General features: G+C 48.4%; 12 protein-coding genes. All 12 read right to left on the bottom strand.

The genetic code is table 11. The features are described from left to right. Positions 1-157 precede the first annotated feature (157 nt). Positions 158-3,034, bottom strand: coding sequence for an ATP-dependent DNA helicase DinG (gene dinG / locus AC3WQ3_RS14730; protein ID WP_492472618.1), 2,877 nt, complete (start codon positions 3,032-3,034; stop codon positions 158-160). Between the two features lie 160 nt (positions 3,035-3,194). Then, positions 3,195-3,872 (bottom strand): tetratricopeptide repeat protein, encoded by a 678-nt coding sequence (locus AC3WQ3_RS14725; RefSeq protein ID WP_341175654.1) that lies wholly within the window; start codon positions 3,870-3,872, stop codon positions 3,195-3,197. Between the two features lie 41 nt (positions 3,873-3,913). Further along, positions 3,914-4,297: an aspartate 1-decarboxylase gene (gene panD, locus AC3WQ3_RS14720; protein ID WP_095292807.1), complete on the bottom strand. Its 384-nt coding sequence runs from the start codon at positions 4,295-4,297 to the stop codon at positions 3,914-3,916. Continuing rightward, positions 4,290-5,186: a pantoate--beta-alanine ligase gene (gene panC / locus AC3WQ3_RS14715; RefSeq protein WP_336780756.1), complete on the bottom strand. Its 897-nt coding sequence runs from the start codon at positions 5,184-5,186 to the stop codon at positions 4,290-4,292. Before panC ends, panD begins: the two co-directional genes overlap by 8 nt. Then, the gene (gene panB / locus AC3WQ3_RS14710; RefSeq protein ID WP_336780843.1) at positions 5,183-6,058 is read right to left on the bottom strand and encodes a 3-methyl-2-oxobutanoate hydroxymethyltransferase; all 876 of its coding nucleotides are present in this window, start codon (positions 6,056-6,058) and stop codon (positions 5,183-5,185) included. The genes panC and panB overlap by 4 nt, the downstream gene beginning before the upstream one ends. A gap of 333 nt (positions 6,059-6,391) precedes the next feature. Next, on the bottom strand, positions 6,392-7,369 hold the full coding sequence (locus AC3WQ3_RS14705) for a biotin--[acetyl-CoA-carboxylase] ligase (RefSeq protein ID WP_492472617.1): 978 nt from the start codon (positions 7,367-7,369) through the stop codon (positions 6,392-6,394). Then, positions 7,356-8,687, bottom strand: a complete 1,332-nt coding sequence (locus AC3WQ3_RS14700) for a CCA tRNA nucleotidyltransferase (protein WP_492472615.1) — start codon at positions 8,685-8,687, stop codon at positions 7,356-7,358. Before AC3WQ3_RS14700 ends, AC3WQ3_RS14705 begins: the two co-directional genes overlap by 14 nt. A 34-nt stretch (positions 8,688-8,721) precedes the next feature. Continuing rightward, positions 8,722-9,882 (bottom strand): N-acetyl-alpha-D-glucosaminyl L-malate synthase BshA, encoded by a 1,161-nt coding sequence (bshA, locus tag AC3WQ3_RS14695; RefSeq protein ID WP_336780754.1) that lies wholly within the window; start codon positions 9,880-9,882, stop codon positions 8,722-8,724. 96 nt (positions 9,883-9,978) lie between these two features. Continuing rightward, a complete protein-coding gene (gene bshB1 / locus AC3WQ3_RS14690) occupies positions 9,979-10,677 on the bottom strand; it encodes a bacillithiol biosynthesis deacetylase BshB1 (protein ID WP_336780753.1) in 699 nt (232 codons plus the stop codon). Further along, positions 10,674-11,114 (bottom strand): methylglyoxal synthase, encoded by a 441-nt coding sequence (gene mgsA, locus AC3WQ3_RS14685; protein ID WP_095292821.1) that lies wholly within the window; start codon positions 11,112-11,114, stop codon positions 10,674-10,676. The genes bshB1 and mgsA overlap by 4 nt, the downstream gene beginning before the upstream one ends. An 11-nt stretch (positions 11,115-11,125) precedes the next feature. After that, positions 11,126-11,929: a 4-hydroxy-tetrahydrodipicolinate reductase gene (gene dapB, locus AC3WQ3_RS14680; RefSeq protein ID WP_095292823.1), complete on the bottom strand. Its 804-nt coding sequence runs from the start codon at positions 11,927-11,929 to the stop codon at positions 11,126-11,128. An 84-nt stretch (positions 11,930-12,013) separates the two neighbouring features. Then, on the bottom strand, positions 12,014-12,538 hold the full coding sequence (locus AC3WQ3_RS14675) for a tetratricopeptide repeat protein (RefSeq protein WP_336780751.1): 525 nt from the start codon (positions 12,536-12,538) through the stop codon (positions 12,014-12,016). Positions 12,539-12,566 lie beyond the last annotated feature (28 nt).

The following is a 12,566-nucleotide window of genomic DNA, read 5'->3' as shown; positions in this document are numbered from 1 at the left end:
ACAATAGATAAATAAAAATGTAGCATCCCGCATAACCTTTTTCGTTTCCGAATGAAATCATGCAAGATGCCTTATAAGATATCAAGTTAAAAGTGCTTCAAAAATAATTCACACTCTAATAAAGTTTACAGCGAGAAGCCCTTATTGCGCAACGATGTCACTCCTGATTCGAAGCAGACGCGTCCTGAGCCGGCGTTTCCAGCCACTCGCTAATCCGTGGAACCATCTGTTCAGTCAGCATATGTTCCATTTTGGGACCGGGTAATGAATACAGGAAATACTTTCCGTAATAAGACTCAATCACCCGTGTATCGTAAACGATGACTATGCCCCGATCCTTAGCCGTACGAACAAGCCTGCCGAATCCCTGCTTGAAACGGATGACGGCCTGTGGAACAGACAGCTTCATAAACGGATTCTTTTTCTGTTCCTGCAGCAGTTCACTCTTCGCCTCGACGAGTGGATGGTTCGGTGGCTGGAAAGGCAATCTGACAATGGCCAGACATGTTAAAGCCTCTCCAGGGATATCTACTCCTTCCCAGAAACTGCTGGTGCCCAGCAGAACGGTTGCTTTCGCATCCTGGAACCTGCGGGTTAACTTGGAACGACTACCACTATCAACGCCTTGACCGAGCAGCGAAATATCGTTACCCGACAGCGCTTCTTTTAATGGGTCATACACCTGGCGCAGCATTCGGTATGAAGTAAAGAGCACCATCATACGGCCCCTTGTCGCAATAGCCGTTTCGGCCAGAGATCGTACAAGCATGTCGACAAAGTGAGCATCCCCCACACTGCCTTTTACGCTTGGGAAATCACGAGGGATGACCAGCAAAGCCTGGTCCCTATACCGGAATGGCGATGGCAGCATGGACGTCAGCAAACGGTTATTATCGGCTGCTTCCTGCAAGCCAAGCTGTTCAATCATGAACTGAAATGACTTATCGACCGATAGCGTAGCCGAAGTAAGGACAACGCTTTTCTTTTTATCGAAGAACATGTCCTTCAACTGTGCACTAACATCGACAGGAACGGCATACAGCTGCAGTGATTTGCTGCGGAACTGGCCGCTTGCCTCCATCCAGTATACCGTTTTGGCATCATCCATTCGCATGAAGAAACGTAGGTTTTCTTTGAGCGTTGCCAAATCCTTAAGCAGACCTGTAATGTCCGTGATCAAGCTATCCGATTGATAATCGTCCTGGTCTTCTTTGACTTCAAGAAGCAGCTTGTCTCCCTTGCGGATCAAGTCCCCCAGTGTGACATAAATCTGGTTCTCGTAATCCTGCAGCTCCTGCCACTTTGCCGGTTTCATTGAAGGCTTCAGTCTAAGGGAAAATTGCCCTGTTTCTCCGGGAGAAGCATCACTCCGCTCAGGCAGCAGGTTAAACAAGGCATCGCTCAAACGATCCCACATCTCTTTGACTTCAACAGCAAGCGGGAACATCTGGTCAATGACTGAGCCCCACTGCACCGAATTTTCATGCCCCGCAAGTTGTGTTCGCAGCATGGGAAGCTGACCGTTCCGACTATCCTTAAACAATCGGGTCAGGGTATGAACCAACGTGAAATATTTCATGTGAAGACCCAGGTGCTTACCCGCCACATCTTCGAGATGATGAGCCTCGTCGATTACGAGACTATCGTAAGTAGGAAGAAGCTGATGAGCTGCTTTTACATCCGTAAACAATTTGGAATGATTCGTAATGACGATATCGGACAATCCTGCTTCATGCTTCGCCCGATGGTAGAAGCACTTCCTGAACCAAGGACAAGAACGTCCCAGGCAGGATTCCGATTCGCTCTGTACCGTTTCCCAAAAGTCCCCACCGCGCGCACTGAGGTTCAGCTCCTCGTCATCTCCAGTCTCTGTCTGGGTGAGCCACACAATCATCTGAGCCGCTGTAAAGTAATCTTCTTTCGGTGTAGCAAACTCACGTTTGTTAATCTTGTGCTCAAACTTTCGCAGACACAGGTAGTGCCCCCGACCTTTAAACACGGCAGCCTTAAACGGAAAAGGCACCACTTTGGTCAGCAGCGGGATATCACGCTCCCGAAGCTGTTCCTGCAGGTTGATGGTATGCGTGCTAACCATTACTTTTCGTTCCTGCTTCACACTTTCATATATGGCCGGCAGCAAGTACCCCAGGGATTTCCCCGTACCCGTACCTGCTTCAATTAACAAATGCTTTTCTTCGTCCAGCGCTTGCCTTACACTGCTGAACATCTGTGTCTGTGCCTCGCGTTCTTCATAGTGATCCAGGGTATCCTGCAGATTGGCCCGGACCTGATCCATATACTGCTCAAAACTTACACCTTCGAGCGGATTACCTTCGCGTTCATCGCGTGGAGCACCGATCTCAGTCCAATCACTCACATTCAAGGCCAATTGGCGGTAATACGTATGTCCATCCAGATCCTGTATGGGCTCTGCTTCCTTCTCACTGCGCATGCCGTCGAAGAACCAGCCCAGATCGCTGTCCTCAGGTGCAAACAGGTCGCTGAGACGCTGTATCGTAATCAATGGCAGTTGACGCAGTTCATCCAAACACTTCAGGAGCACATAGGCCGTTGCCAAAGCATCACTGTCTGCCTGATGAGGACGGTCGTGCTGGAATCCGAATTCTGAAGATACATACCCCAGTTGATAAGAACCAAGTGAAGGAAATGAAATTTTGAGAAAATCAATGGTATCCAGAATACGTCCGGTGAACGGCAAGTAGCCGCATCGGTCAAGCGCATTCTGAAGGAAATGAAAATCAAAAGCCACGTTGTGTCCCACAAGGACAACATCGTCAAGCAGCGGAACCATCTCCATCATCATCTCTTCGAGTGAGGGAGCGTCCGCCACATCTTCGTCAGTAATCCCGGTTAATCCCGTAATAAATGGAGGAATAGGCACACCAGGGTTTACATAAGAACTATATATTTGAGTTATGCTGTAGTCATGATCTATGATGGCAAGTCCGGCTTGGATAATCTCACCGTCGGACTGCGTGCCGGTTGTTTCGAAATCCAATACGGCAAATTTCATTGCAATGTACAAGTCCCTTCCATTCCAGTCTATGTTACAGCATAGCAAAAAAACGGGCATTTGAAAATTAACTGACAAAAAAGGCGGTGTTCCCTCCATGATCTTAAAGGAGAAAACACCGTCTTGATGCCGCTGCACTGCACTTGAATTTCAAGTACGGTCAGCTTATTCCATATTGCAGTTGTCCGCTGTTCAGCCTGCAGGCTTCCATATTATACAACGGTTCGGTCAACGTCGGGTCATGCTGGAGTGCCTGTGCAAACAAGGAACATGCTCCTTTGGGATTCGCCATCTTGGCTTCAAGGCAGCCCAGTGCATTACAGGCTAACCCCTTCAGCCTCGGAGAACCATTCAGGTGCACGATGAGCCGCAGGTGACTTCCCGCTTCCGCGGTTTGATTGAGGTTCATATGCGCAAGTCCCAGATAGTACCGAGTCAGTGCACTATCCGGATATTCGGCAATAATTTGTGAGAACTGCACAATCGCCTGTGGATACATCTGTAACTTGAAGTATCCCTGACCGCGACTAAAGGATTCCAAATGGATTTCAGGCAGAGCCGTGACGGCTTCCTGTTCCGGTTGGAGTGCCACCGGCTGTTCTAAATCCCTGACCTGACTCATCTTCTCCTCAAACATCAGCCACTCATCAATCATCCCGTCACTCATCCGCTTCAGCAAGTTCCACTTTTGCAGCAGTTCCTGTTTGTTCAGACCTTCAGCGGAAGGGTAGCGCTTGATAATTTCATCTAACATGTCGTTCATTTCGGCGAAAACATGCTGGAACATCGATGCATCCCCACCCTTGAAAAAATGGATTAGTGCGTGACCTGTACTCATTTTTTGCAAGGTGGACCGATTTCATTCCCCTTACCAGTGGATTACATAATTGTCGCGTGAACTTCCTGCTTCATGGTTTGCACAGGTTTGTTTTGACCGTCCACAAAAACCACAGTAGGTTTGTGCGTATTCGCTTCTTCCTGAGACATCATTGCATATGAAATGATAATAACCGTGTCTCCTGGCTGCACAAGCCGTGCAGCTGCACCATTCAGACAGATTACTCCGCTGCCGCGTGGTCCGGGAATTACATAGGTCTCGAGCCGTGCACCATTGTTGTTGTTTACAATTTGCACTTTTTCATTTTCCATCAGATCAGACGTTTCCATCAGATCTTCATCAATGGTAATGCTCCCCACATAATTCAGGTTGGCTTCCGTAACGGTGGCACGGTGAATTTTGGATTTCATCAATGTTCTAAACATGGGACAGTACCTCCGCTCTTTGCAATCTTGTATTATCAATCAGTCTCGTTTTGCCAAATTTCACAGCCAGCGCAATCAGGATATCATCTCGTCCATGCACTTTTTCCTGATCAGCAAGCGGCACCAGACTCGGAAAAGCCTGAATCTCGGCATAATCAATAACAGCACGTGATGAACGCCCGATGTTCTCACGCAGAATACGCCGTATATCCGCAGCAGTCGTGTCAGCACTTGTATCCACTGCTTCTTGAGCCGCACGCAGCGCCTTGGACAGGACCAAAGCTTCCTGACGATCTTCAGCACTCAAATAGACATTACGCGAACTAAGTGCCAAGCCATCCTGCTCCCGTACAATCGGACATGGAACAATCTCAACAGGCATATTCAGATCATTAACCATTTGCTGGATGACTGCTACCTGCTGTGCGTCTTTCATTCCGAAAAATGCGCGCTGTGGCTGGACAATGTTAAACAGCTTCGACACCACTGTTGTCACTCCGTCAAAGTGTCCTGGACGGGAAGCACCGCACAGCCGTTCAGTCAAACTTGACACCGATACTGTTGTTTGTGTCTGCTGTGGATACATCTCTTCAACGGAGGGAATAAATACGATATCCACTCCCTGCGCACGCGCTGTCTCCACATCTCTGGCTTCATCCCGAGGGTAGCTGTCAAAGTCTTCATTTGGCCCAAACTGAATCGGATTTACAAAAATACTTAATACGACAATATCACTTTGCTGTTTGGCAGCATGCATCAGGCTTGCATGACCTTCATGAAGATATCCCATCGTAGGCACCAAGCCTACAGTAGACTCTCTGGATTGTGTAGCTTGACGCTTCAAACCAATTTCCTGTCTAAGTTCTGTGATGGTCCGAATCACTTTCATGAGTTGCTCTCCACCTTTTCTTTGCGATGTCCATACAGCTGCTCCACAACGCCGTCTGCGGCAGTAAATACATGTTCCTCCGCAGGGAAGGAACGGTCTTTGACTTCCTTGACATAAGCTCCAATGCTGTTACGAATCAGCGTACCTACATCGCCGTATGTTTTAACAAAGCGTTTCGGCATGTAGGGAGAGGCATACTGAACCACATCATGGAATACCAAAACCTGACCGTCACATCCACGTCCTGCTCCGATACCAATTGTGGGAATGGACAGTTCCTCCGAAATAGCTCTTGCCACTTCTTCGGTAACGAGTTCAAGCACAATGCCGAAGGCTCCCGCGGCTTCGAGTGCCTTGGCTTCATCCATTAATCTTCTGGCATCTGCTGCATCCTTACCCTGGATCCGATATCCCCCGATCTGATTCACCGATTGCGGTGTCAGTCCAATGTGTCCCAGAACCGGTACGCCGGCTTGCACTACAGCCTTAACGGTATCCGCGATCTCCACGCCGCCTTCCATTTTGACTGCATGCGCATGACCTTCCTGCATCAAACGACGAACACCCTTCAGCGTTTCATCCACACTGCCGTGATAGGTCATGAACGGCATATCCGCTACGATGAATGTGTTTCCTGCACCCCTTACAACAGAGCGGGTATGATATACCATATCGTCTATCGTCACAGGCAGGGTGGAATCATAACCCAGCACTACATTGCCGAGCGAATCCCCGACCAAAATCATGTCAATGCCTGCTTCTTCCGCAAGCAGGGCCGTTGGATAATCGTAAGCCGTAATCATGCTGAGGGGCACGCCATCCTGCTTGTATTTTTTCATTTTCACAATATTCAACGCTTGTTTGTTAGCCATTTTCTTCATGGCTCCTTTCTCCTTTTCATTCAGAACGCAACAAAAAAACCTTTTAGTTTTCCACTAAAAAGTCCCGAAAAGTCAAAAAAGAGTCACTTGCGATCGTCCCTTCTGTCTCGGTCCTCTTCGGCTCAGAGCAGAATCCAACAACTCACTTAACACATTTTCCATTTTGCTATGCATCTGTTCATGATCAAGCCAATCAGGCATACTGTTGCCGGAGTGCAATTCGGTCTGCAATAGCCGATATCGCCTCACGAACACAGTATACCAAAGATCAGCCCAAACTTCACGTGTTATGTTCATTATTTTAGTGGAAATTCGACAATTTCCTTAATCGATCAATGATATTTCTCCCGATACTACGGTTATCCGTTCGCCACTTCTCTTCTCTACAATCAAAGCCCCCGAAGGATCTAGCCCAATGGCTGTTCCCTCAATATCTCCCTGCGGGTTCGAAACCTTCACTTCCCGGTGAATCGTAACGGAGAGAGCTTCCCACAATGACGCGATTACACCGAAACCTTCCCTTTGATACAAAAGGTAAAGATGTTCCATTTCATTCAAAATGGCAGCAGTTAACTTTGTTCGATCCACCTGCTGTCCGGTCTCGACTTTGATTGAAGTCGCAATGGACGTCAGATCCTCCGGGTAGTCCGTAAGTTCAAAATTCACATCTACCCCAATACCTGCAATGCAGTAACGCAGTTCATGATCTTCTACCGCTGACTCCAGCAGGATGCCACACATTTTGCGACCGTTAATCAGGAGATCGTTCGGCCATTTGATGCCTGCATCGGCCCCCGTATGGGCCCGAACAGCCCGGCAAACGGCTACACCCGTCAGTAATGTCAGCTGTGGCGTATTCCGAAGCGGCTGCTCCGGACGCAGCAATATGCTCATCCAGATCCCTTTGCCAGGAGGTGAGAACCATTTACGCCCGAATCTTCCCCGTCCACCTGTTTGTTCCTCGGCAAGAACTACCGCACCTTCTGCCTGACCCTGTTCGGCCATTTGCTGAACATCGCCTTGCGTAGACAAGGTTGAATCTAGGATGAGTGCTTTACGGCCAAAGACAGACGTTTGCAGAGCCAGTTGAAGGCCTGCTGCATCAATGCTGTCTGGTCTCGTGAGTAGGCGGTATCCTTTGCGGGAGACAGCCTCGAATTCGTATCCGAGATCGCGTAGCTTGTTCACATGTTTCCAGACTGCTGTTCTGCTAATGGACAGGTTCCGGCTGATCTCTTCCCCTGATACAAATCGTCCATCCGCATTCATGAGCATATGTAACAGTTCTTCATGCTTGGTCATCTGCAGCCACCCGTTTCACTTCGGCGGTCAGCGCTTCATGCTGATTCGCTATATTTCCAATCGCTGTTTCACGTAACAAATGCTTCATCAACTGGCCAAGCCAAGGTCCACCTTTGCGCTCGAGTAGCCCAAGAACATTCTCTCCGGTAATATGGAGATCCCTCAGCTCATGCACCGGCATGGATCGACTCCAATCCGCTGCGTTAGCAAGAATCGCTTGGTATGATGCCTCTGCTGAAGCGGAAAGGAGATGGCCAGCAGGGAGAATAAGTTGAATCTTGAGCCAATCCGCAGCGGCTTGACGTCCGCACGTCAGTTCAGCACTAATCCACTCAGACCGTAATGACACTTGATCCTTATGGTTTTGCACAACCGTCTTCAGTAACTCATCAAACTGTAAAACCCCGGTAATGCGCAAACGATCATCGTTGGAAAACGTCCACTTGCGCAGTAAAGCATCGGCTTCATCCTTCTTATATTGACCTGCGATCAGCAAGAGCGACCAGCGCAGTAAGGAATCATTATCTTTCAGTTCCCCGATTCGAAGTAGCAGATTCCTATTGAATCGGCTGCCATGCACCGGAGCCTTAATATATTCCAGTATTTTACTATGCAGCAGCAAGTCCAAACCTCGCAGCGGATGAGGACCAGCCATCATCTTCACCATCTCGGTACGAACTCGCTCCATGGCAATATGTTGCAGCAAGTCTCTCTGCCTCATGAGACCTTTCCACGTGTTATAGGCAATGCTGAAGTCAAAAACCGAAGCAAACCGGACACACCGAAGCATGCGAAGCGCATCCTCACCGAACCGCTCACTCGCTGCGCCCACACATCTGACTCGTTCTTCACGAATATCCACTTGACCACCAAAAGGATCAACGATTGTCCCCCTTCTATCCATGGCCAGGGCATTCATCGTAAAATCACGACGCTGAAGGTCTTCTTTGATATCCTTGACAAACTGAACTTCAGACGGTCTTCGATTGTCTTTGTATTCCGATTCCGTACGGAATGTTGTGACCTCGAAGTAGTACCCCCCTGAACGTACAGTAACCGTTCCATGCTGGAGTCCTGTCGGAATACAGTCTGCAAACAGTTCCATCACTTGTTCAGGGGATGCCGAGGTTGTAATATCCATATCATCTACATTGCGACCCAGCAGCTCGTCCCGAACACAGCCACCAACCCAAAACGCATCATAGCCCTCTTCATTCAACTTAAGCAGCACCTGTTCACTCTGCTCAGCCATCTCGAGATCAACCCTTGTCCATTGCACCAAACCAATCACCTCATTACTTGCCTGTTGCTTGATCATTCTGTATCGCTGCTTCTATTGAATAAATAGAAGTTCAACCGCAAACGGGTTTTAGATTGGGAGCTTCTCTTCCCAGTACCCGATAGTATATTTGTTCATATTCATGACGGATGGCATCATTGCAAAAATCATGATGTGCCCTATGAAGACAAGCTTCTCTGAAATCTGCTGCCAGTCGATCATCGGTCAACAAGCGAATGGCATTCTCAGCCATGGACTGTGTATCGCCGATGGGTGATAAATACCCGGTTTTCCCGTGTAATACGAGTTCAGGAATGCCTCCTGCCTGTGATCCAACGGTCGGCACACCGCAGGCCATCGCTTCCAGGGCCACAAGTCCGAAGCTCTCTTTCTCCGAAGGAAGCATTAGGATGTCTGCCATGGATATGACTTGTGCAATGTCATCCTGTTTACCCAGGAAATGAACTTTGTCATTCAAACCCAATTCATTAATTTTCCATTGGATTTTAGGCAAATCCGGCCCCTCTCCAACAAACAGCAATTTGGCTGGAACCTGCTCCTGAACCTGACGAAATACTTCAACAACGTCCTGTGTCCGCTTTACCGGGCGGAAGTTAGAGATATGCATCAATATTTTCTCATTTGGAGCCGCAAAATCCCTGCGCAGACTGACCGCATCCCGGGGATAATAAATTCGTTTATCAATAAAATTATATGTCAGATCAATTGGACGTTGAATGTCCAAAAGTTCAACCGTCTCCCGAATCAAATCCTGTGAAACCGCAGTTACAGCGTCACTTTCGTTGATCGCAAGCCGAATGAGATCTTTCAGGGATTCATCCTGTGCCAGTACGGTAATGTCTGTACCATGCAGAGTTGTGACAACCTTCAGATCGTCGCCCACCATCTGTTTGGCCAGGAAAGCACATACTGCGTGCGGAACTGCATAATGCACATGCAGCAAATCAAGCTGCTGGGCTTTGGCCACTTGAGCCATCTTGGTTGCCAAAGACAGGTCGTATGGCGGATAGCGAAATACATAATAATCATTCACTTCAACTTCATGGTAAAAGATATTTTTCTGAAAAGTACCCAGTCGGAACGGAATACTATTCGCAATAAAATGAACCTGGTGACCCTGTTCGGCAAGCAATTTGCCGAGCTCCGTTGCGACAACGCCAGACCCTCCGAGGGACGGATAACAGGTGATACCAATCTTTAGCTTTTGATCCATCCGGTGGACGCTCCTTTCATCTCCCGCATGTGCGAGTTGATGTAATGCTGGCGGAATTTATATTCATATTAGGGTAAGAGCTTGCACAGCAACGTATTATCTAGCTGCTGCGCCAAACTGCCCAACGACATAAGGGGTAATACTCGCAAATCCTTCTGCGAAAGAAATCAAACTCCGCTGACCCAGCAAGGAGTCCCGAGCTCTTACGCGTTCGATATAACCCTGATTCAACGGAGTAGACACCGTTCCTGCCCCTATTTCAAATTGGGAACGATAACTGAGCAGCGATTTTTCCTTTTGCTCATAGTGTTCCGTAATATCGACAATCAAATCCACCGGTCCCATATCGTTAATGAAGTAAAAATACAGCTCCTTCACTTGGGTGGCAGGCATGTCCGGCATGTAATTGCGCAGCTTGGCATTGAATACCGCTTCCTGCACAAGCTTGCTGCACATGACATGATCCGGATGACGATCTTCCCAATAGGGTGCAAATACAATTTTCGGGGCATGCCTGCGAATCTCGGCCGTCACTGCCTGTATGTGCTCAGGGGTTATGTATAAACCACGATCTGGCAAGCCCAAATTGGTTCGACACGAAAGACCGAGGACGCGGGAGGCTTCCTCCGCTTCCTCGGCTCTGCGCTCTACAGTCCCGTTGGACGACATTTCTGCTTTTGTCAGATCACACACGCCCACTTTCATTCCCGCTGCAGTATGTTTGGCGATCGTTCCCGCCATTCCAATCTCCGCATCGTCTGCATGTGCCCCGAAAATCAGAATATCAAGACTCATTCGGAATCACCTGTTGTAACTCCAGCTTCCGGTTTGTATTTATGCACGAGCTCTCTCCATGCAAAATCGCCGCGATCCAATGCCTTAACCAGAATTTCAGCCGTTGCAATGTTGGTTGCGAGCGGAATACCCTGTACATCACACAAACGAAGCAGGGCATTAATATCCGGTTCGTGTGGCTGAGCCATAAGCGGATCACGCAGGAAAATAATTAGATCCATCTCATTCTGAGCTACTAAAGCACCAATCTGCTGGTCTCCTCCAAGAGGACCTGATTCAAAGCGGTGAATCTTCAAGGAAGTTCCTTCCATAATGCGAAGTCCGGTAGTGCCTGTCGAATACAATTGGTGATCTGTGAACACTGGTTCATAAGCTGTTACAAAGTTTACCATCTCTTCTTTTTTGCGATCATGGGCAATAAATGCAATTTTCAACATGACAATCTCCTTTAGTCGATAAAGTGATCAAATCCATAGATGAGTCCTGTATATTCCATAACCTTCTGAACACCGATTTTTACACCGGGCATGTAACCTGCACGTTCGTATGAATCATGACGAATTTTGAGCGTTTGGCCAAAATCGCCAAATACCACTTCCTGCTGCGCAAATACGCCTGGTAAACGAACACTGTGAATCCGGAATCCGTTATAATAGCCTCCGCGGGAGCCTTCAATGGTTTCCTCTTCATTAGGGTTGCCCTGACGGATTTCCTCACGATTGGCTGCAATCAGCTCAGCCGTTTTAATTGCTGTTCCTGAAGGCGCATCCAGTTTTTGATCTCCATGATACTCAATGATTTCAACGTTAGGCATATGTTTGGCCGCTTGTGCCGCGAATCTCATCATCAAAATGGCACCAATGGAGAAGTTCGGGGCAATCAGACCTCCGATCCCTTTGTCCTGACACTGCTTGTCCAGTTGTTCGATCTGCTCCGTCGTGAAGCCGGTAACTCCCATGACGGGTCTGACTCCATAACGGATCGCAAGTTCTGTATGAGCGAAAGCATATTGAGGTATTGTAAAATCAACCATGACCTGCGGTTTCGTCTCTGCAAAGGCCATTTCGATATCGTCGGTTACAAGCACTCCGCATTCCGGAAGACCGACCAGGGTTCCGGCATCAATACCCGCGCCGGAGCGGTTAACCGCAGCAGCAAGCTCCAGTTCCGGGTCTTGAAGAACCAGCTTCACCACTTCCCGGCCCATTCGGCCAGCCGCTCCGATTACGGCAACTCTTATTACTTCACTCATCTTGGCTGCATCTCCTCACTGTATGTTGGTTCAGTCACTAGAAAATTCATTTCGTCAGCTTTCGCTTCAGATGAAATGAATTTCTTATTGAATAGAATTCTTACGCTGCTTAATTTGTTGGTACATTTGATGCAATTGTGCGTTCTGCGGATCCAGCGATATCGCATCACGAACAGCCTTGATTGCACGATCAAATTCATTCAAATCGCTATAGGCCAGCGCAAGCATCACATGCGCTTCGACAGACAGCGGATCAAGCTTAACCGCTTCTTTCAGCAGAGCAGCAGCCGTAACATAACGTTCGTGTGTTCCGCTGCCAGCCTGTTCCAGCAAAACCTTCGCCTGTGTACTTAGCTGTTTGGCTTCCAGTGTCTGCAGATGCAGAACATATTCTTCTGTGCCATTAGACAGCTCAGCTGCCTTACGGGCATGTTCCAGTGCCGGACCAAGGTGCAAGCTGCGGGCATGTGTAATGGAACAACGGTAGTGAAGCTCCGCATGTTCCGGGTAAGCAAGAATAGCCGATTCAAACCAACGGATCGCTTGCTCAAAATCATTTTGCAAAATACAGCGGTAAGCCTGCTGCATATACTCTTCCGGCTTCATCATCCAAGCTGTCCCTCCCCAATCGGGTGAT

Source organism: Paenibacillus sp. FW104-T2, assembly GCF_058789975.1.
The sequence above is the reverse complement of the archived record's forward strand: the minus strand, read 5'-3'. Positions and strand labels throughout refer to the sequence as shown.